We start from the raw sequence: 19,397 nt of genomic DNA, 5'->3' as shown, positions 1-19,397 counted from the left end.
TAATCGTTCGATTTTGCCTTAGTTCATTCTATATTGGTCTAATTGATCACATTGTGAGTGAAGTTACATTTTTAATGAAAATTTAATCTGATTTTAATCTAGTTCTCATTGTAGGGTTTGCCTTGCCCACCTGACTTGGCTACTTGGCGGTGTTGGGTTACGTTACCTTCACCCAACCTACAAATTTTTTACAGATTGTCTTTTTGTTGCTGATAAAGTTGCTTGAATTTTCGTTGCTGTTGTTTATGATCAATGATCGGGGCTGTGTAACCTAAACCTTCTCTTTCCAGTGGCGAAATATTACCTGTGAGTAAGTTTCCTGTGTCTATGGAATTTAATTCTGGTAACCAGTAACGAATATACTCGCCATCAGGATCGAATTTTTGCGCCTGGGAAGCGGGGTTAAAAATGCGTAGGGGTTTGGGGTCCATTCCACTGGATGCGCTCCATTGCCAACCGCCGTTATTGGCGGCTAAATCCCCATCAAATAGGGTTTGCATGAAATAGGCTTCTCCCCATTGCCAATTGATGATTAGGTCTTTGGTGAGGAAACTTGCTACAATCATTCGACAACGGTTGTGCATCCAGCCTGTTGTATTGAGTTGGCGCATGGCAGCATCGACAATGGGATAGCCTGTTTCTCCGTTACACCACGCCTCAAAGTGGTCTTGATTATTCTCCCAAGGAAACGATTTAAATTGCTCGCGATAGGGTCCCTTTGCTAATTCTGGGAAGAAATAAAGGGCGTGTTGATAAAATTCTCGCCATGCTAGTTCTTGTCGCCAAGCGTTGATGTTGTCTCTGGCTTCGTCGCTACGGGTGTTTTCTTCAGCTTGGTTGGTGGCTTCCCACACTTCACGGATGCCAATTGCACCGAATTTTAGGGCGGCGCTTAAAATAGATGTACCCTCGATCGCGGGATAATTGCGATTTTGATCGTAGTCAAGAATGGCGCGATCGCAAAACCATTGTAATCTGTCTCTGGCGGCGCTTTCCCCTGGGGTTAAGGGAAGTTCGTTTTCCCAACTAAATCCCAAATCGTTCAGTTTCGGCAAGGGAATCACGCCAACAGTATCAGCTTTGCGGTGTTCTTCTGAGGTTAACCCGTCTAGACTTTTGATTTCTCCTGTTGGTGTTGCTTTGTCCTGTTTTTGCCAGTTTTTCCAAAAGGGAGTATAAACTTTATAGGGTTCATCGCTTTTGGTTAAAATGTCTCCTGGGGAATGAAGCAGTTGATCCCAAAAGGTTTGGACGGTAATTCCTTGTTCTTCTAAAGCCGATTGTACTGCTCGATCGCGCTTTCTGGAATAGGGTTCAATATCTTGATTCCAGAATACTCCTGTGGCGTTAAGGGTTTGAGCCAGATTAGAAATCGCAGTCACAGGATCAGCGTTCAAAATCAATAAATCGCTTCCCACGCGGCGATAATTTTCCTGAAGTTCCTGCAAACATCCCAACAGATATTTTATCCTTGCGGGTGCAACCTGATCTTTTTTTAAGAGTTGCGGATCAAAACAAAAGACTCCTAACACTTTCGCTGTTTTTTGATGGGCTTGAAAGAGTCCTATGTTATCCTTAAGCCGTAAGTCGCGCCGATGCCAAAATAAAACTAATTCCATTAATCCCCTTTCATTACATTAAAACAAGAGTTTTGCCGCTCCTTCAATTCGTTCTAAAGCGGGAATCGATCGAGGTAAAAGAGGAAGCCGCACTACGGTTTGATTCGGAAACCGATTGACATCAATTTCTTGATGGGGATGATAACGATTGTGGATAATATATCGTTGAGAAATCCCTTGTTCCTCCAATGCTTCCGTCATCCGTTGCGTTTCTGCGACGATCGCGCTCTGATTTTGTAACACCCCGATAAACTCAGTATAATCCGCATCCTGTAACTTTTTATGAGTGTTAACCACTCGTTTTCTTAGCTGACGTAACCGCGTCACCAATTCCATGTGACCAGCAACGGCTTGATACTTCATCCACAGCTTAAATATCCAACTCAACCAGTCGGTTAAGGCGGTTGGCATTTCTAAAAAGCGTAACAGATGACCAGTGGGGGCGGTATCAACAATAATTAAATCTTGTTCCCCTGCTTCTAACAAGTCCACAACCGTTAACAACGCTAACATTTCATCTACCCCAGGCAGTCCTTGCGAAACCATTTGTCGCCACGATTCGGGCCCATAAGCAAGCTGTAACCCTTCAGTGTCGCCGTTTCCCCCACTCATCATTTCTGCTAATTCCCAGAGATAGTCTTCCCGAAACTGATCTAAAAGCAAGTCGGAATCAATTTCTTGGGCGCTCAAATTGTCGGTGACAGCAACGGGATCATGTCCGAGGGGAGCGTCTAAAGCATCGGCTAAAGAATGAGCAGGATCAATGGACATTAAACGGATTTTTTTGTCGGGGTGACGTTGCGCCATTCCCCAACCGATACTGGCTGCGGTAGTGGTTTTTCCGACACCCCCTTTCCCCCCAATTAAAAGCAGTTGTGAGTTTTCTTCGATCCAGTCGGGAAGTCCAGGTGGGATTGCTTCTGGGAAGGAAATGGTTTCGGGTTGTTCAATCAGTGTAATCTCTTCTACGGGTTGAATTTTGGGGAAAAGTTCATCTAAAGACGCTCCTCCGACGGGATCAGAATCTTGTTCGGGTACGCCATACAAGGGTAACGGTTGCAGGAGATCGCGAAATTGCGTGAGAAGTTGCTGTTGTTCATAAAATCGATCGAGCGTTGCTGGGGAGTTGCTGTCGTTGGGGATGATTCGATTGACAAAAGCACCGCCACAGGGAATTTTAAGCGCTTGAAGTGAGGTTATAAAGTCTTGGGTTTCTAACCAACTCATGGGCTGTGCGATCGCGCCCACAATGCAAGCGGTTTTTTGCTCATCTTGCAGCATCGATCGACCTCTGGCGAGATCATCCCGCATTTTGTCTAAAAACTCGTCTGTCTCATCAGGTGTGTAGTTGCGAGACAAACTTCTCACCATCACGCGATGTTTTTCTTGAAACCCCTCTAACCCACCGAGAAAGTTATCTAAAAAGTCCATCATCTCGAATAAATGGAGACTGTGACCACTCGGCGCCATATCGACGACGATGCGATCGACTTCATCTTCATTAAACAGCCGTTGAATCTCCAAAACGCCCATTAACTCATCTAAACCGGGCCATCCCAAATCCCAAGCGGGAGTTAAATCTTCCCCATCCACAAAACTTCCTCGTTCCACTAACACTTCGAGAGTATCTCCGTAGCGTTCTTTAAATTCTCCGAGAAGTGTTACCGCATTTAAGGCGCGAACTTGGAGATTAGGAAGATCGCTTAATGGGGTGGCGGTTTCTCCTACAGGCAAATCTAGCACGTCTCCCACTGAATGCGCTGGATCAGTGGAAAGTAATAAAATGCGATCTTGAGGATGCGATCGCGCCAAATTTCGCGCAAAACTACAAGAAACAGTGGTTTTTCCCACTCCTCCTTTACCACTAAAAAGCGTCAGTTTTAAGTTATTATCCTGTTGCATAGATGCGATTCCACTGGTGACGAAAGATGGCAAAATTAAAGCCTTATGAATACTGCGAAACTGTTGCCAGTTTACGCGATCAAAGCAGATATGAAAAGGGGATGCCATCTAATTCCCCACCGTCGCGCGTTCCTTAGGCGAGGAAACCTCGCCAGGGTCGCTCCTCAAGATTGGGGGTTAGGGGGCTGATACTTCTCAGATCTGAAAAGGAGATGCCATCTAGTTCCCCCAAGATTGGGGGTTAGGGGGCTGATACTTCTTCTAATTGAGCGGAAAAAAGGCTAGACCGATCGAAATTTGCAACGTGGTAAAAAATGATTCAAACCTCGAGCCTCTACACTGCCTAAAATCAACCATCCCTCAAGACTCTCATCACCGATCGAGCAAACTTCCCCACAATTTAACGCTAACTCCTGTTTCAAAAGCTGTAAAACAAGAGTGCGTCTGCTTTCCTCATTCTCTTTTTTCTCTTCCGAAATTTTTTGTTTAATGTGCATTACTTCCACGATTACAGCTTGCTGACTTGGGTTTGAGTTAATCTTTAGTCTGTGATATATGAGACTTTTTTTAGTCGTAGGTGGGGTGAAGCTACCGCGCAACCCAACATTTTACCGCCGTTTGGCTACTGGTAACTGTTGGGTTTCGTCACCTCCACCCCACCTACGCTTTGGCTGTTGGGTTTCGTCACCTCCACCCCACCTACGTTTTGGCTATCTAATGTTCAAAAATGTGATCAAACTGTTGTAAATCTAACTTGACAAAAGTCGGGATACAAGTAAAACATTCTTGGGTTAATTCCCAACGTTCCTCTCGTTGTAGCATTTTTTCTAACCTTGTTTTCAAACTGATCAAATAACGAACATCATTCGCCGCATAACTTAACTGTTCTGGGGATAGATTTTCGATATTTCCCCAGTCTGAGCTTTGAGAACGCTTATCCAGTTCAATTTGCTCTAATTCCTGTACTAAGCTCTTTAAACCATGACTAGAGGTATAAGTCCGCGCCATTTTACTAGCAATTTTTGTACAGAAAATCGGGGTTGTCATCACCCCAAACGTATTATAAAACTGGGCGACATCAAACCGAGCAAAATGGAAAACTTTTTCAACATTTTGAGCCGCCAGTAATTGTTGCAGATATTCCGCTTTCTGTTGTCCTTTGGCGATGCGAATCATGGTTACGTTCCCTTCTGCATCACATAATTGCACTAAACAGAGCCGATCGCGCATGGGATTTAAACCCATTGTTTCTGTATCTACAGCAACGGCGGGACTTGCTTTATACTGTTCTAATAATTCTGGAGATAAATCTCGATCGCAAACTTGTAATTTCGACAAATTCATTAATGCTCCTCCAAGTATTTGGCGACCGTTTGCACATCTTTATCACCGCGTCCCGAACAATTAATCACAATTTTCGGTGAGCCAGAGAGTTGAGGACAAAGGGTTTCCAAATAAGCAAACGCATGAGCGGTTTCTAACGCGGGAATAATCCCCTCTAAACGGGACATTCGTTGAAATGCCTCCACTGCTTCGGCATCTGTCACACTATAGTATTCAGCGCGATTACTATCTTTTAGATAACTATGTTCGGGTCCCACTCCTGGATAATCTAACCCAGCACTGATAGAATGAGCTTCCGTGACTTGTCCTTCCCCATCTTGGAGTAGATAACTCATCGCACCATGTAACACTCCTGGCTTCCCTCTCGTGAGCGTGGCGGCGTGTTTAGGGGAATTAATACCCTCGCCACCAGCTTCCACCCCAATGAGGCGAATTGCAGGTTCAGAGACAAATTCCGCAAATAATCCCATCGCATTGGAGCCGCCACCGACACAAGCTAAGAGAATATCGGGTAAGCCGCCCCATTTTTCTTGACATTGTTCACGGGTTTCTTTACCAATAATGGCATGAAAATCGCGGACAATCATGGGATAGGGATGAGGACCCGCCACCGAACCTAAAATATAGTGAGTGGTTTCCACATTCGTCACCCAATCTCGAATCGCTTGGGAAGTGGCATCTTTCAGCGTTCCATTTCCTGCTTCTACAGGTTCAACGGTTGCTCCCATTAACCGCATCCGAAACACATTTAATGCTTGACGTTCCATATCGTGAACGCCCATATAAATCACACAGTCTAAGCCAAAACGAGCGCAAACGGTTGCTGTGGCAACGCCATGTTGACCCGCCCCAGTTTCGGCAATAATGCGCTTTTTCCCCATTTTACGAGCTAAAAGCACCTGCGCGATCGCATTATTAATTTTATGCGCTCCCGTATGGTTTAAGTCTTCCCGTTTGAGGTAAATTTGCGGTTTCGTGCCGTTGGGTTGGGCATAATGTTCACTGAGACGTTCGGCAAAATAAAGGGGACTGGGTCGCCCCACATAATCATTTAATAATTGTGTTAACTGTTGATTATAATCTGGATCACGGCGAATTTGCTCATAAGCGGTTTCTAACTCACTAAGAGCATGGATGAGGGTTTCGGGAACATATTTTCCGCCAAATTCACCAAAACGCCCTTTGGCATCAGGATATTGAGACGTAGGAAAAACTGATGATACTGATGATACTGTCACTTGGCTTCTGATTTCTCTACAAAATGGCAAACAGTCCCATTCTAAATCGTTTTAAGTTTGAGAACTACTGGTCACTGGTCACTGGGAATCAAGAAGTGAGAAGAGAGAATTTAGAAGTGAGTTTAAATGCCTATTTTTCTCTTTTCTCTCTACTCGTTTCTTAATGACTGGTCACTGGTCACTGGTCACTGATCACTGGGAATCAAGAAGTGAGAAGAGAGAATTTAGAAGTGAGTTTAAATGCCTATTTTTCTCTTTTCTCTCTACTCGTTTCTTAATGACTGGTCACTGGTCACTGGTCACTGATCACTGGGAATCAAGAAGTGAGAAGAGAGAATTTAGAAGTGAGTTTAAATGCCTATTTTTCTCTTTTCTCTCTACTCGTTTCTTAATGACTGGTCACTGGTCACTGGGAATCAAGAAGTGAGAAGAGAGAATTTAGAAGTGAGTTTAAATGCCTATTTTTCTCTTTTCTCTCTACTCGTTTCTTAATGACTGGTCACTGGTCACTGGGAATCAAGAAGTGAGAAGAGAGAATTTAGAAGTGAGTTTAAATGCCTATTTTTCTCTTTTCTCTCTACTCGTTTCTTAATGACTGGTCACTGGTCACTGGTCACTGGGAATCAAGAAGTGAGAAGAGAGAATTTAGAAGTGAGTTTAAATGCCTATTTTTCTCTTTTCTCTCTACTCGTTTCTTAATGACTGGTCACTGGTCACTGGTCACTGAGAATCAAGAAGTGAGAAGAGAGAATTTAGAAGTGAGTTTAAATGCCTATTTTTCTCTTTTCTCTCTACTCGTTTCTTAATGACTGGTCACTGGTCACTGGGAATCAAGAAGTGAGAAGAGAGAATTTAGAAGTGAGTTTAAATGCCTATTTTTCTCTTTTCTCTCTACTCGTTTTATTAATGACTGGTCACTGGTCACTGGGAATCAAGAAGTGAGAAGAGAGAATTTAGAAGTGAGTTTAAATGCCTATTTTTCTCTTTTCTCTCTACTCGTTTCTTAATGACTGGTCACTGGTCACTGGGAATCAAGAAGTGAGAAGAGAGAATTTAGAAGTGAGTTTAAATGCCTATTTTTCTCTTTTCTCTCTACTCGTTTCTTAATGACTGGTCACTGGTCACTGGGAATCAAGAAGTGAGAAGAGAGAATTTAGAAGTGAGTTTAAATGCCTATTTTTCTCTTTTCTCTCTACTCGTTTCTTAATGACTGGTCACTGGTCACTGGGAATCAAGAAGTGAGAAGAGAGAATTTAGAAGTGAGTTTAAATGCCTATTTTTCTCTTTTCTCTCTACTCGTTTCTTAATGACTGGTCACTGGTCACTGGGAATCAAGAAGTGAGAAGAGAGAATTTAGAAGTGAGTTTAAATGCCTATTTTTCTCTTTTCTCTCTACTCGTTTCTTAATGACTGGTCACTGGTAACTGGTCACTGGTCACTGGTCACTGGTCACTGGTCACTGGTCACTGATTATTGTTCATCAAGGGGGGTGGTTGTAATTCTCATGGAGTGACAATTGGGGGTAATGTGAGAGCCATATTTACGAGCATAAACTTCCGTAAATTCTGCGCCTAAAAAGAGAATTTGTGCTGAATAATAAATCCATGCGAGAAGGACAATTAAAGAACCAGCCGCGCCATAAGTAGAAGCAAAACTGGTTTTTCCCAAATACCATCCCAGCAACGATCGCCCGATGGCGAATAAAATAGAAGTAATAATTGCTCCCATCCAAACATCACTCCAAGCAACTTTGGCATCAGGGAGAAACTTAAAGACTAAGGCAAAAAATAGGGTAACTAAACCAAACGAAACCGCTAGAGAGAGGGTTTTCCAGAGGAAAGGAAACCCAGGCAGTAATTCCAATTGACTTAAAGCAGAAATCGCGGCGGTGAGGAGAAGGGAGAGGATGACAAAAAGACCTAAACCTAAAACCATCGCAAAAGATAAAATCCGTTTGCTGATAAATTGTCTAACCACTCGCCCCGGTCGCGGTTGCACACTCCAAATTGTATTCAGCGCATCTTGAAGTTGTGCGAAAACACCAGACGCACCGAAAAGAAGGACAGCAATACTAATCAGAGAAGCAACGTTACTTAAATCGGGCTGACTGGCATTGGTAATCGCTTTTTCAATGACACTGGCAGCATCTTGACCAACAAAGCCACTAATTCGAGCGACAATTTCCCCACGAGCAGCGTCTTCGCCAAATATTGCTCCTGCAATGGCAATGGCAATCACTAGCAAAGGAGCAAGGGAAAAAACCATATAGTAGGCTAAGGCGGCGGCTAGGCGGGGGGCTTTATGCTCTAGCCACTGGGTAAAAGTTTCTTTGAGGAGGGCAAATAAGCTCTTCAGTTTTCTCACGATTCTTTTTTCCGATGGCATGAGGCACAAGATATAATGATTCAAAAAGTAAATTATCCCGACTCCCTTGATCAAATTGCTCTACCTTTACGGGTAAAGTTTGATTAAAGTTGGTAGAGCGGTATTATTCTGGAGGTTAGATTTTTTATGGATGTTAAGTTAATTTTAGTGATTTTATCAGCGCTGTTTATTGTTTCTTGTTTATTTTTTGGGACAAAAAACGGTTTTTATGATTCGGAAGATTATCATGGCAATGGCTCGGCTCACTAAAGTTTGATAAAAATTAGTTCAGTTGATCATGAGTGACTTCTCTTCCCCTCTCTGTTTTTATTCCTATGCGGTCGGTCATCAGGGGGAGGGGGTTTGTTTTTTCTTGCAGTTGGGAGAACATCGTTTGCTCCTTGATTGTGGACTACATGAAGTTGAGGATTTAATTACCGCTCAGGCTAATTTACCTTCGATCGATTTAATTTTATGTAGTCATGCTCACCCTGACCATGCGCGGGGCTTATTGGCTTTGCATCGTGCGTTTCCTGATGTGCCGATTTATGCCAGTGAAGTAACGGTGCAATTGCTCCATCTGAATTGGTTGGAAGAAGAGGAAATTCCCAGTTTAGCTCATGCTTTACCAACTCGATCGCGCATTGCGTTAGCAGACAATCTCACTGTCAAATTATATCCTGCGGGTCATTTACCCGGTGCTTGCGCGATCGCCCTCACTTATATCACTGATCAACGAGAGCATCGTCTGCTTTATACGGGTGATTTTTTCCTGTCTAACTCCCGTTTAGCGGAAGGATTATCCATTGAAGCGTTACGAGACTTTTCCCCTGATGTGATGATTGTGGAAGGGAGTTATGGTACAGCGCGACATCCTCACCGCCGCCAACAGGAAAATCAGTTAATGGCGCGGTTAAGTGAAACCTTGACACAGGGAAAAAATATTGTCTTACCTGTGCCTTATTTCGGTTTAGCACAAGAAATTTTAGTCCTGCTTCGATCGCATCATCAATTTACAGGTCGTGACCTTGATATTTGGGTCGAGGCAACGATCGCGCCTGTCTGTGAAGCCTATCTCTCCATCCTCCCTCATCTTCCCGATTCTATACAAAATTTTGCCAAACATCAGCCCTTATTTTGGGACGATCGGGTGCGTCCTAGAGTGCGCCTGCTCACCAATAAATCAGACTTAAATCAAGCTGCGACGCTTCTCCTCGTGGAAGAAAACTCAAACTGGGAAGACATCCTGCGCCACTACAATCAGCAACAATGGGTCATCTTCCAAGCGGAAACCCCCACCCCACTAAAATCCCCGGCAAGAAGTGTTCCCTGGCATACTGAAACCTACCTTCTCGCCCAACACAGCGACGGTTTAGGAACAACTCAACTGATCCACAACCTGCGTCCCCAGCACGTCATCTTTGTTCATGGTCTCAAAAACTATCTCATTGACCTTACCAGTCTAGAAGAATTACAAAATCGTTATCATCTCCATCTCCCAGAAGCAAAAACCGAAGTCGAACTGCACATTGGCGAGAAATTTCTCCAACCAGCAGCCCCAGCAGAAACCAATTATGAAGGGGAAGTCAAAGAAGCAGAAAAACTCATCAACATTCAACTTCCCAGTAGCATTATCAACGATCCACGCTGGCATAACTTTTCCGATACGGGATTAGTGAAGGCACGTTGGCAAGGGGAAGAACTGGTGTTGCGTGGTTTATCCCAGAAAGAGATTCTGCAACAAACCAGCGACGAAAAACTTCCTCGTGAAACAGCAAGCTGTGGCAATTGTCGCCATCGTCAACGCCAACATTGCCGTAACCCTGCTTCCCCTCTCTATGGGTTTCAAGTAACGCCAGAGGGCTATTGTCCCGTTTTTGAGCCATTACCCGAAACCGATTAACCTGAGTGCAATCATTCTTGAGGATAATCAGGATAACGGGGATAAATTTGTTCTGCTTCAGGACAATCATCAGAAATAAGGGGGTCAATATCAGCGCGGCTCACTGACGCTAGGCGATGGGTAATAGAGGCAATACTTTCTATACGAATAATCTCCTCCCAAGAGCTAATTTCTTCATCTTCATCGATTTCGTAGCGCACCGTCATCAAGTCACCTTCTAAACTAACGATTCGTGCTTCTTCAATCCAGCGTTGCTGATCCCGCAAGAAAATGCAGACTTCACGACCTTCGTTACAAAATTGATGGAGCTTGCGGTGTAGCATCGTTTTCTCCTGAGCCAATGATATGTTTTTAGGTGTATTGATCAAGATATATTGCGGAATTGTTTACTATCCTAAATACGGTTCTATTTTGACATATTAAACGGTCAAAATTACGATTACCGATCTGATTGTTTTCGGGGACAATCTTACTAAAAATCCCCCACATCCCCTAAAATTAGGTTGGTGGAGGATTCTTAATTCATTTAAGCGCTAAAACGGCAATTTTCAGCTTATTTGAGACCGATTTCTGCATTAGCGCGACTTAACATTGATTTTTGGCGTTTTTTGAAATTTAGCACCTGATTACGCATTAAGCCTCGCGCTTTCGCCTGCGTCGAGATATAAGCAGCGTTTGGCTTCACAGATACATCAGACGTGAGCGCAGGATGAACCTCATAGGTAATTCCTCGATAGGTCAGGTTAGCTCTTGGCTGTAAGTGTAACGGTTTTTTCAGCTCGTGAAAACGCCAGTCTAAACCACGATATTTGCCAGCAACTTCGCCTTCTGTAGTTTCGACGACGGGAGTATTGTTTTCGTATTGGACACCGCGATAAGTAAGTTTCATGGATTCGCCTCCTTGAATTCGATCTGGTTGAGGCGCGTTCCTTCGGGAGTTTCCCTACTTCCGTCTCTCCTTGATTAAACTCATCAGAGAGATGAACGATTTCTTTATTTCTGTATCTATTGTTACAGTTTGGAATTAATTTTGTCAACTCCCGAATTGATTTTGGGAATTTTTTTAACAGAACTTCACAATAAAAAGCAGGTTGGGTGGAGAAAACGAAACCCAACGCCAATCAAGGAATAATCCCCCCTAACCCCCCGATGATTGGGGGGAAAAGATAAAATGTAGGTTGGGTGGAGAAAACGAAACCCAACGCCAGTCGTAGGGTGGGCAGTGCCCACCCTACGGTAAAAGATGAAACGCATTAGAGCGGGAGAATTTAAGTCAGATGATTGATCCAGAAGAGGTTTTAGAGAAAGCGCGATCGGCGGGCGCAGAAGAGGCGGAAGTGTATCAAGTGATCTCTCGTGGGCATCCTGTCTATTTTGAAGCAAATCGCTTAAAACAGTTGGAAACAGTGGAATCAGAGGGAATCGCGTTACGGGTGTGGCGCGATCGATCCCCTGGGGTGACAGTCGCTTATGGCGATGCAGATGCTAATGAGTTGGTGACACGAGCGTTAGGTTTATGTGCGCTTAATACGCCAGCATCGATCGAGCTTACTCCCAACCATCAACAAGTTTATCCCAGCCAAGGCAAGCTGATCTCCCCAGAGAGTTTAATTACAGAGGGAAAAAGCGCGATCGAGGAACTGTTAAACTATAATTCTAGCGTCTTGTGTACTGGGGAACTAGACTGCGAACAACACACCACTCGCCTGCTCAACACACAAGGAACTGATTGTCAATACACCGAGATCAGCACCAGTGCGTTTTTACAAGTGGAATGGGTGAGAGGAGAGGATTTTTTAGGCATTGCTGACGGTAGCGAATCTTCGGAGGAGATTGATTTGCATACCATAAAAAAAAGAATTTGTCAAGCAATGAACTGGGCTTCGGTTACTGTTTCTCCCCCACAAGGTCGCGTTCCCATTATTTTTACCCCGAAAGCGGCGAATTTATTCTGGGAAACCGTGATCGCTGCTCTCAATGGGAAACAGGTATGGGAAGGAACATCCCCTTGGGGCGATCGAAGCCATGAGCAAGTGATCTCAGATCAGATTACGTTAAAACAAGACCCCACGCGCAACCCAGAGCGTTGTCCATTTGATGATGAGGGAACATCAACTCGCGAGCTTACTTTGATCAATCAAGGTCGCATTGAACAATTTTACACCGATCGCGCGATCGGGCGTAAACTAGGAATTGGTAGCACTGGAAACGGGTTTCGTCCCAGTTTAGGGCGTTATCCGACCCCTAGTTTAATCAACCTGATTGTTACGCCAGGGAATGGCGACTTACAAGACTTAATCACTCAACTGGATGATGGTTTAGTCATTGACCAACTTTTAGGAGAAGATGCTGATCTCTCTGGTGACTTTTCCGCTAACATCGAACTCGGTTATCGCGTCCAAAACGGACAAATCACTGGTCGAGTCAAGGATACAATGGTCGCTGGTAACATTTACACCGCTTTCAATCATCTGCTTGCGCTTGGGGGAGACTCACAAATTAACGGTTCTTATGTCACTCCTTCTCTCTTAGTAGAAGGGTTATCAGTGGTTAGCTAAGGAAGCAATGAGAAAGTTACGGTTATCCGTTATGAGGAACTTACTCAGACTTAACCACGTTTACTCAAAACCTGATTTACTCTGATGTCCACTTCCTGCTTCTTTCCGCTCAGGGCTTTTTCTGGCAACGTCGGCGTTAACCAGTCCACAGGCTGACACGATGTAACTCACCGCCAAAAAGTGACTTATTCTTAAACTGTCTTGGTTATTGATCAGTTAAAGTTAGCCACTCTTGTATTATATTAGTTAATTTGGCTAACTAAGTTAAGAAATGGTTAAGTTTCCACTTTCTGTTTCAAGCCCTTACGCTTTAAAACCCAAATTTCGAGTAATGACCATTCCTCACCGGGATAGTTTTCTTGTTCGAGGGGAGACATTCGACGGTGGCGAGTGGCGGTGCTACCCACAAAATCAAGATTTTGTAGTAAAATTCGTTTGGTTGCGTCTGCTTTTTCTAAACCAAAGGGATTGAGGAAATTAACCAGACAATACCCTTCACGGGGAGCATTAGCAAACGTGGAAATTAACTCCTCGATCGCGCTTTCTTCTAAGTAAACTAAAGACGCAGTGGAAACTAAAATGTCTGCTTCTTTCATTGTATTTAGCACTGCTGCTTTTTTCTCCGCAGAAGGTTGGTTTAAATTCGCTTGTATGGTTCGATCGAAAATCCCTGCATTTTCCGCATACTGAAGCGCGTTTTCAGACAGATCAATTCCAGAAGTTTGAAGATGCAAACGGCGCGGTTTGAGAGGCTTTTGTGCGGTTGCTGCATCCTTCCAATTTTCTCGAATCTCCTCTACTGTCATATTATGCGCGATCGCTAACGTTGTGTTACCAAAACAGCAACATAAATCCACGTAAGGAATCACTTTTCCTTCTTGTTTTTCACACCAAGGCAAAATTAGTCGATCGAAAGTTTGCCGATTATTATCATCAGAAATATAATCTAAAGCATCAATAATCCGTTCCTTAAAAGGAACAGGAGTGGACTCCATATAGATATCATCAAAATGCTGTTTCTTTTCGTCCGTTTTAACACCAGAATCGTTACTCATTATTATTGCCTCTTGATTACAAACATAGCCACCATACCTGATTTTGTTGTACCATAGCAAATCAGATGAGAACCGACTGGTTTAAACTGGTTTAAAATAGAAAGACAGTTATCTTCAAATTTTATCATGCCCCAAATCACTGCTCAAGGAAAAACCTTTACCTGCGATCGCGGCGAAAATCTCCGTGATGTATTACTCAAAAACAAAGTTGATCTCTACAATGAAGCCGCCAGTTTTATTAACTGCTATGGACTAGGAACGTGCGGCACTTGTACTGTAGAAATAGAGGGAGAAGTTTCCGCACCAAGTTGGCAAGAAAAAGCCCGTTTATCTTTACCGCCTCATCACCCAAACACAACTCGCCGTTTAGCCTGTCAGGTGCAAGTTTTGGGAGATGTAACCGTGAAAAAATATGAGGGATTTTGGGGTCACGAGGAAAAAGTAAAATGGACATAAAAACTCTCTGAAATAGAACTAAAATAGATGTTTGCTTTACCAGCCAGCTTTTTGGAAAACCTCTCCAACAGTTATGTCTAAATCGGGAAACAAATCATCATTTAAGCTGTCATCTTTCCGTTTAGTTTCAGGGAGATAATTGAACGAAAAAATCGTGATTGTTTGCGCCTTCGGATCAACCAGCCAAACTCGATCGACCCCTGCTTTTAGATAAGAAGTTGCTTTTTCTGTCAACTCGCCAAAAGTTTGACCTGAAGAAATAATTTCTATCACTAACTCTGGGGGAAATGGACAGGCTTCATCTTCAAAGCGATTTAAAGGTAAACGCTGATTAGAAATATACAATAAATCGGGAACAGGCGCCCAACTTTTCCCATCTTTTTCTAAAATCACACTCCATTCAATTCCCACTTCTCCTTGATTTTTTCTCCACTGTTCTAGAATCAAACATAGCGCAACTGTTAACCGCGAGTGAAAGCGTTTCGGAAACATTTTCGGCGTTACTTTTCCATTAAAAAACTCATAAGTAACATCATCTTGAGGAAGATTAAGAAATTGTTCTAATGTTAATTCTTGATCCGTAATCATTTTAATTCTGAAACTGTTGTAACAACCAATTTCCAACTTGTGTATGAGTAGTTTCTCGACTTTGAAGCAATGCTTCTGTGACTAAACTAATTTCTAAATTGGGTAAAACTTGAGACGTATTGAGGCGATAACTTCCTTGTTTTTCTATCTTAAACGCTGTTACTTGTGCTTTTTTAACATCAACCACCCAATACTCTTCCACTGCTAAATCTTCGTAGAGTAACCGTTTTTTCCCGAAATCATCTGCTAAAGAAGAACTTGCTATTTCAATCACTAAATTAGGCGCAGGATATTGATCTAAATTAATGATACTTGTTCCCCAGGGAATAACATTAGCATTTTTCCCAACATAAAAAGCGAGATCAGCTTGCGCTTCTCGGAAATTAGGTTTTCTTAATGTCGGATTATCTTTTCCATTCAGTTCAATTCCTTTAAGTGTTCCATAAAGATGAACAATATAATTAATGAGAGAATGATCGCTGGCGTGACTATTTCCAAGAGGACTCATTTCAATTCGATATTGTTGATGATGATAATAAGATTTTCCTTTCTCATCAGGAAGCGTTTCTAAAACTTGTAAATAATTGTCCCAACTGCTATCAATCCAAGTTTCTGTTTTTACGTTTTTCTTGATTTGTGTAACCATTCTCTTTTTCCCTTTCCTCTGTTTAATATCATGGGTGAATAATTAGCGCTACATACCGATCCATTATTCCCCCCTTTCAAAGGGGGGTTAGGGGGGATTGATCTAGTGACTAATGACTGATTGCTGTTGGGTTTCGTAAACTCCACCCAACCTACGTTTTTTGCTGTTGGGTTTCGCGTGGAGACATTCCATGGAACGTCTCTACCCAACCTACTTTGTTTGATTTTAGAAATTACCCGCTAACGCATGATGACATCGATCGCAAATTGTCGGATCATTTTCAAATTGTCCCACTGTTGGCGAATAATTCCAGCATCGATCGCATTTTTCCCCATCAGCGTGGATAATTCCCACACTCACCAATTCCGTTTCGCTGTAATAGGGGGCGGTTTTTACCACCTCTGAAGTCTCCACTAACGCCACTTGAGACGCAAGGAAGAGATACCGTAACTCATCCACATTCAATCCTTCCCCAATGCTTTCGGTAGGATTCATCTGCGACAATTGTTCTCTTAATCCTGTGTCTGGAACATATAACAAGACTTTCGCTTCTAAAGACGCACCGATCAGTTTTTCATTACGCGCTTGTTCCATCACTTTATTGACTTCACCGCGAATTTCCCGTAATTTTGACCAACTTTCCCCTAATTCTGGATTTTTCCAACCTGTTTCTTTGGGAATCCATCCTGATGCAAAAACAGATTTGTGAGGTGTGGGATAAGGGATGTTTTGCCAGATATCTTCTGCTGTATGACACAATACAGGCGCGATCGCGCGGGCAAGATTTTCGACAATAATTGCTAACACTGTCTGACAACTGCGTCGTCGCAGAGAATTGGTATCTGAAATATACAAGCGATCTTTGGCAATATCTAAATAGAAGTTTGATAAATCCACCACACAGAAATTCTGTACTGTTTGGAAAAAGCGGAAAAACTCATATTCCTCAAACGCTGCGGTGATCTCCTCAAAGACTTCTGAGGTGCGATGTAACATATAGCGATCTAAACTGGGTAAATTCTCATCAAGTACCCCATGATACTTCGGATCAAAGTCGTGGAGATTTCCCAACAAAAACCGCACCGTATTGCGAATTTTCCGATAAGCATCCGCCAACTGTTTCAGAATCCCTTGACCAATGGGAACATCCGCCGAATAATCCACTGAAGAAGCCCACAAGCGCAAAATATCCGCCCCATAAGCAGGTTCTTGCTTTTGATTTTTCCCCCCTTCAATAATCACGGCGGGATCAACCACATTTCCCAAAGATTTACTCATTTTATAGCCTTTCTCATCCAAAACAAAGCCATGAGTGAGAACGGTTTTATAGGGTGCGACGCCTTGGGTAGCAACACTGGTTAATAAACTCGACTGAAACCAACCGCGATGTTGATCTGATCCTTCGAGATACATATCCACGGGATAATTTAATTCCTCTCGCTGTTTCGCAACCGCAGCCCAAGATGAACCCGAATCAAACCACACATCCATCGTATCTGTTCCTTTGCGATAAGTCCGACCATTATCACGATATTCTGGGGGTAATAACTCCTCTGTGGATAACTCCCACCACGCATCTGAGCCTTTTTCTGCAATAATATTTTGCACATGGGCGATCGTTTCTGGGGTTAATAGCGGTTCGTTGGTTTCTTCGTCGTAAAAGACAGGAATGGGAACGCCCCAACTGCGCTGACGAGAAATGCACCAATCACTGCGTTGAGAAACCATTGATCGGATGCGGTTTTCTCCCTGTTGCGGTAACCAGTTTACCTGCTCGATCGCACTTAACGCCGCGTCTCTAAAGCCTTCCACCGAAGCAAACCACTGTTCTGTTGCGCGAAAAATCGTCGGTTTTTTCGTCCGCCAATCGTAGGGATATTTGTGTTGATAGGGTTCTTGTTTCAGGAGAGAGTTCGCCGTTTGTAACGCCTCAATAATCGCATCATTCCCGCCATCGAGAACCGCTAACCCTGCAAATTTTCCCGCTTCTTGAGTAAACGTTCCCTGTTCATCCACAGGAGACAGAATCGGTAAACCGTAGCGCATTCCGACCACATAGTCTTCTTGACCATGACCAGGCGCCGTGTGAACTAATCCCGTTCCCGATTCTGTTGTAATATAGTCGCCACCGATTAAAATTTCACTTTCACGGTCAAACAACGGATGACGATATTTGCAATGTTCTAAGGCTTTTCCTGGGAGAGTGGTTTTCACCGTTAGCGACGCTTCCAACGTTGCGGAAAGTTTCTCCACCAAATCTGCAGCCACAATCAGATAGCGACAATCATTATTATCTCCCGATCGTTCCACTACTGCATAATTTAAATCTGGATTCACCGCCACCGCCAAATTTCCTGGAATTGTCCAAGGCGTTGTCGTCCAAATCGCCACCCCTAAACTAAAAAGATAATCTCCTAATGATGCTTTTGCGTCTTCTCCCAAAGCAGTCACAGGGAAAACCGCATAGATACTAGGGGAAGTATGTCCTTCTGGATATTCTAATTCTGCCTCAGCGAGAGCCGTTTTTGAGCTTGGACTCCAATGAACGGGTTTTAATCCCCGATAGATATAGCCTTTCAGCGCCATTTCCCCAAAAACCCCAATTTGCGCCGCTTCATAAGCAGGGTTTAGGGTTAAATAAGGGTTTTCCCAGTCTCCCCACACGCCATAGCGTTTAAAGCCTTTTCGTTGCGTGTCGATCGTTTTATTCGCAAACTTCGCCGCTTTTTTTCGTAACTTGATCGGGGTTAAATTGGCGCGATCTTTTTCTTCGATATTTTGTAAAACTTTTAGCTCGATCGGTAAGCCGTGACAATCCCAACCAGGGACATAGCGCACCTTATAACCTTGTAATAGCTTATATTTATTAATGATATCCTTAAGAATTTTATTCAAGGCGTGTCCCATGTGCAATGATCCATTGGCGTAGGGGGGTCCATCATGTAACACAAACACCTCTTTCGGATTTTGCTGGGAGAGCGTTTCGTAAACTTGTTCCTGCTGCCAAAATTCCTGAATTTCTGGTTCACGTTGTTTGGCATTTGCTCGCATGGCAAAATCGGTTTTCGGGAGGTTAATGGTATCTTTATAACTCTTGTTGGTTGTCACGGGTCTTCTGTTGTTCTCTGCTAATCGAACGTTTATATTAGGATCGTACCGATATTTTAACTCTATTAGTGTTGGGTTTCGTTACCTCCACCCAACCTACGACTGATCTGTTTCTTGAGATGAAGATTTTTCTGAGGCGATCGAGTCCGTTTCCTGAGTAGAAGAAGATGTTACACTAGGCGTGGTTTGGGTGTCTTGTTTACTGTTTTTTTGCCATAATTTCAGAGGAGAAAGACTTTGTAAACGACTGGCGACGCTTTGAGAAATGTTGGTTTTTTCTGATGGTGAAGCCAGAACGCGGCGCAAGATTAAAGTTTGTGTTCCAAACCACAATAATAAAGCGACACTCGCGGTTTGTCCCAGTAAAACCCCACCTGTGATCCGTCCAGCACACACCCACAACACTAAACCGTAAAATAGTCCTAAGCCACTCCAATAAAAATCACTTTTGCGATGCACTTCGGGAAAGAAAAACGCTGCAAAATACAGCAGAAAACTTGCCAAGGCGACAGCAAGAGCGAGTAACAAAGCCAACATGATCTTTAATCCTCCCAAAACGGTAATCTTATCTTATCGGTTTTTGGAGATCAGGTAAAAGCTCAAAGTAAGTAACTCT

At 43.3% G+C, this 19,397-nt stretch carries 27 protein-coding genes and 1 riboswitch; of the genes, 14 read left to right on the top strand and 13 right to left on the bottom strand.

Features of this window, described 5'->3' with window-relative positions:
• Window positions 1-188: 188 nt before the first annotated feature.
• The 5 genes from DACSA_RS07670 to trpB form a co-directional block, all read right to left on the bottom strand.
• Window positions 189-1,619, bottom strand: a complete 1,431-nt coding sequence (locus tag DACSA_RS07670) for an FAD-binding domain-containing protein (protein WP_015229213.1) — start codon at window positions 1,617-1,619, stop codon at window positions 189-191.
• 18 nt (window positions 1,620-1,637) lie between these two features.
• Window positions 1,638-3,521 carry an ArsA family ATPase gene (locus DACSA_RS07665; RefSeq protein ID WP_015229212.1) on the bottom strand — a complete coding sequence of 628 codons (1,884 nt, stop codon included), beginning with the start codon at window positions 3,519-3,521 and terminating at the stop codon, window positions 1,638-1,640.
• A 281-nt stretch (window positions 3,522-3,802) separates the two neighbouring features.
• Window positions 3,803-4,018, bottom strand: coding sequence for a hypothetical protein (locus tag DACSA_RS07660; RefSeq protein ID WP_015229211.1), 216 nt, complete (start codon window positions 4,016-4,018; stop codon window positions 3,803-3,805).
• Between the two features lie 217 nt (window positions 4,019-4,235).
• Complete coding sequence (locus DACSA_RS07655) at window positions 4,236-4,865, bottom strand: ribonuclease D (RefSeq protein ID WP_015229210.1); 630 nt, start codon at window positions 4,863-4,865, stop codon at window positions 4,236-4,238.
• Window positions 4,865-6,103 carry a tryptophan synthase subunit beta gene (trpB, locus tag DACSA_RS07650; protein WP_015229209.1) on the bottom strand — a complete coding sequence of 413 codons (1,239 nt, stop codon included), beginning with the start codon at window positions 6,101-6,103 and terminating at the stop codon, window positions 4,865-4,867. The genes DACSA_RS07655 and trpB overlap by 1 nt, the downstream gene beginning before the upstream one ends.
• 23 nt (window positions 6,104-6,126) lie before the next feature.
• Here trpB and DACSA_RS21425 point away from each other — a divergent pair, with 23 nt between their 5' ends.
• Genes DACSA_RS21425 through DACSA_RS20450 form a run of 10 tightly spaced genes read left to right on the top strand, consistent with a single transcriptional unit; the run spans window position 6,127 to window position 7,616 of the window.
• Window positions 6,127-6,267 carry a hypothetical protein gene (locus DACSA_RS21425; protein ID WP_198007655.1) on the top strand — a complete coding sequence of 47 codons (141 nt, stop codon included), beginning with the start codon at window positions 6,127-6,129 and terminating at the stop codon, window positions 6,265-6,267.
• A complete protein-coding gene (locus DACSA_RS20475) occupies window positions 6,267-6,530 on the top strand; it encodes a hypothetical protein (RefSeq protein WP_156800707.1) in 264 nt (87 codons plus the stop codon). Before DACSA_RS21425 ends, DACSA_RS20475 begins: the two co-directional genes overlap by 1 nt.
• Window positions 6,531-6,557: 27 nt before the next feature.
• A complete protein-coding gene (locus tag DACSA_RS20470) occupies window positions 6,558-6,695 on the top strand; it encodes a hypothetical protein (protein WP_015229205.1) in 138 nt (45 codons plus the stop codon).
• Entirely contained in the window at window positions 6,658-6,909 is a 252-nt protein-coding gene (locus tag DACSA_RS20465) for a hypothetical protein (RefSeq protein ID WP_156800706.1), read from the top strand. The genes DACSA_RS20470 and DACSA_RS20465 overlap by 38 nt, the downstream gene beginning before the upstream one ends.
• Window positions 6,872-7,045: a hypothetical protein gene (locus DACSA_RS20460; RefSeq protein WP_015229206.1), complete on the top strand. Its 174-nt coding sequence runs from the start codon at window positions 6,872-6,874 to the stop codon at window positions 7,043-7,045. The genes DACSA_RS20465 and DACSA_RS20460 overlap by 38 nt, the downstream gene beginning before the upstream one ends.
• Before the next feature lie 27 nt (window positions 7,046-7,072).
• Window positions 7,073-7,210: a hypothetical protein gene (locus tag DACSA_RS21420; protein ID WP_015229205.1), complete on the top strand. Its 138-nt coding sequence runs from the start codon at window positions 7,073-7,075 to the stop codon at window positions 7,208-7,210.
• Window positions 7,173-7,310 carry a hypothetical protein gene (locus DACSA_RS20455; RefSeq protein WP_015229205.1) on the top strand — a complete coding sequence of 46 codons (138 nt, stop codon included), beginning with the start codon at window positions 7,173-7,175 and terminating at the stop codon, window positions 7,308-7,310. The genes DACSA_RS21420 and DACSA_RS20455 overlap by 38 nt, the downstream gene beginning before the upstream one ends.
• Window positions 7,273-7,410 carry a hypothetical protein gene (locus tag DACSA_RS21415; RefSeq protein WP_015229205.1) on the top strand — a complete coding sequence of 46 codons (138 nt, stop codon included), beginning with the start codon at window positions 7,273-7,275 and terminating at the stop codon, window positions 7,408-7,410. Before DACSA_RS20455 ends, DACSA_RS21415 begins: the two co-directional genes overlap by 38 nt.
• On the top strand, window positions 7,373-7,510 hold the full coding sequence (locus DACSA_RS21410) for a hypothetical protein (protein ID WP_015229205.1): 138 nt from the start codon (window positions 7,373-7,375) through the stop codon (window positions 7,508-7,510). Before DACSA_RS21415 ends, DACSA_RS21410 begins: the two co-directional genes overlap by 38 nt.
• A complete protein-coding gene (locus tag DACSA_RS20450; protein WP_156800703.1) occupies window positions 7,473-7,616 on the top strand; it encodes a hypothetical protein in 144 nt (47 codons plus the stop codon). Before DACSA_RS21410 ends, DACSA_RS20450 begins: the two co-directional genes overlap by 38 nt.
• On the opposite strand, the gene DACSA_RS07645 is transcribed toward DACSA_RS20450, so the two are convergent.
• Window positions 7,574-8,467: a YihY/virulence factor BrkB family protein gene (locus tag DACSA_RS07645; RefSeq protein ID WP_156800701.1), complete on the bottom strand. Its 894-nt coding sequence runs from the start codon at window positions 8,465-8,467 to the stop codon at window positions 7,574-7,576. The genes DACSA_RS20450 and DACSA_RS07645 overlap by 43 nt on opposite strands.
• Window positions 8,468-8,614: 147 nt before the next feature.
• Here DACSA_RS07645 and DACSA_RS22495 point away from each other — a divergent pair, with 147 nt between their 5' ends.
• Both DACSA_RS22495 and DACSA_RS07635 read left to right on the top strand, forming a co-directional pair.
• Window positions 8,615-8,737, top strand: a complete 123-nt coding sequence (locus tag DACSA_RS22495) for a hypothetical protein (RefSeq protein WP_015229203.1) — start codon at window positions 8,615-8,617, stop codon at window positions 8,735-8,737.
• A gap of 28 nt (window positions 8,738-8,765) precedes the next feature.
• On the top strand, window positions 8,766-10,370 hold the full coding sequence (locus DACSA_RS07635; protein ID WP_015229202.1) for an MBL fold metallo-hydrolase: 1,605 nt from the start codon (window positions 8,766-8,768) through the stop codon (window positions 10,368-10,370).
• Window positions 10,371-10,381: 11 nt separating this feature from the next.
• Here DACSA_RS07635 and DACSA_RS07630 read toward each other — a convergent pair whose 3' ends face one another.
• Together DACSA_RS07630 and DACSA_RS07625 are read right to left on the bottom strand one after the other, a co-directional pair.
• A complete protein-coding gene (locus tag DACSA_RS07630) occupies window positions 10,382-10,693 on the bottom strand; it encodes a DUF6679 family protein (protein WP_015229201.1) in 312 nt (103 codons plus the stop codon).
• Between the two features lie 230 nt (window positions 10,694-10,923).
• Window positions 10,924-11,259 (bottom strand): DUF4278 domain-containing protein, encoded by a 336-nt coding sequence (locus tag DACSA_RS07625; protein ID WP_015229200.1) that lies wholly within the window; start codon window positions 11,257-11,259, stop codon window positions 10,924-10,926.
• A 31-nt stretch (window positions 11,260-11,290) separates the two neighbouring features.
• A riboswitch (Glutamine riboswitch) is annotated at window positions 11,291-11,359 on the bottom strand.
• Window positions 11,360-11,647: 288 nt separating this feature from the next.
• On the opposite strand from DACSA_RS07625, the gene DACSA_RS07620 reads away from it, so the two are divergent.
• Complete coding sequence (locus tag DACSA_RS07620; protein ID WP_015229199.1) at window positions 11,648-12,928, top strand: TldD/PmbA family protein; 1,281 nt, start codon at window positions 11,648-11,650, stop codon at window positions 12,926-12,928.
• Window positions 12,929-13,203: 275 nt separating this feature from the next.
• Here the strand turns inward: DACSA_RS07620 and DACSA_RS07615 are convergent, their stop codons facing one another.
• Complete coding sequence (locus tag DACSA_RS07615) at window positions 13,204-13,983, bottom strand: class I SAM-dependent methyltransferase (protein ID WP_015229198.1); 780 nt, start codon at window positions 13,981-13,983, stop codon at window positions 13,204-13,206.
• Window positions 13,984-14,109: 126 nt separating this feature from the next.
• On the opposite strand from DACSA_RS07615, the gene DACSA_RS07610 reads away from it, so the two are divergent.
• Window positions 14,110-14,439, top strand: a complete 330-nt coding sequence (locus DACSA_RS07610; protein WP_015229197.1) for a 2Fe-2S iron-sulfur cluster-binding protein — start codon at window positions 14,110-14,112, stop codon at window positions 14,437-14,439.
• A gap of 36 nt (window positions 14,440-14,475) precedes the next feature.
• Here the strand turns inward: DACSA_RS07610 and DACSA_RS07605 are convergent, their stop codons facing one another.
• The 4 genes from DACSA_RS07605 to DACSA_RS07590 all read right to left on the bottom strand — a co-directional run bounded on the left by DACSA_RS07605 (window position 14,476) and on the right by DACSA_RS07590 (window position 19,318).
• On the bottom strand, window positions 14,476-15,027 hold the full coding sequence (locus DACSA_RS07605; protein ID WP_015229196.1) for a Uma2 family endonuclease: 552 nt from the start codon (window positions 15,025-15,027) through the stop codon (window positions 14,476-14,478).
• A 1-nt stretch (window position 15,028) separates the two neighbouring features.
• On the bottom strand, window positions 15,029-15,673 hold the full coding sequence (locus DACSA_RS07600) for a Uma2 family endonuclease (protein WP_015229195.1): 645 nt from the start codon (window positions 15,671-15,673) through the stop codon (window positions 15,029-15,031).
• A 225-nt stretch (window positions 15,674-15,898) separates the two neighbouring features.
• On the bottom strand, window positions 15,899-18,781 hold the full coding sequence (gene ileS, locus DACSA_RS07595; RefSeq protein WP_015229194.1) for an isoleucine--tRNA ligase: 2,883 nt from the start codon (window positions 18,779-18,781) through the stop codon (window positions 15,899-15,901).
• A gap of 96 nt (window positions 18,782-18,877) precedes the next feature.
• Window positions 18,878-19,318: a Ycf66 family protein gene (locus DACSA_RS07590; protein WP_015229193.1), complete on the bottom strand. Its 441-nt coding sequence runs from the start codon at window positions 19,316-19,318 to the stop codon at window positions 18,878-18,880.
• Window positions 19,319-19,397: the final 79 nt, after the last annotated feature.

Origin of the sequence: Dactylococcopsis salina PCC 8305, from assembly GCF_000317615.1 — a bacterium.
GTDB lineage: Bacteria > Cyanobacteriota > Cyanobacteriia > Cyanobacteriales > Rubidibacteraceae > Halothece > Halothece salina.
Note: the sequence above shows the minus strand (reverse complement) of the source record. Positions and strands in the feature narration are given on the sequence as shown.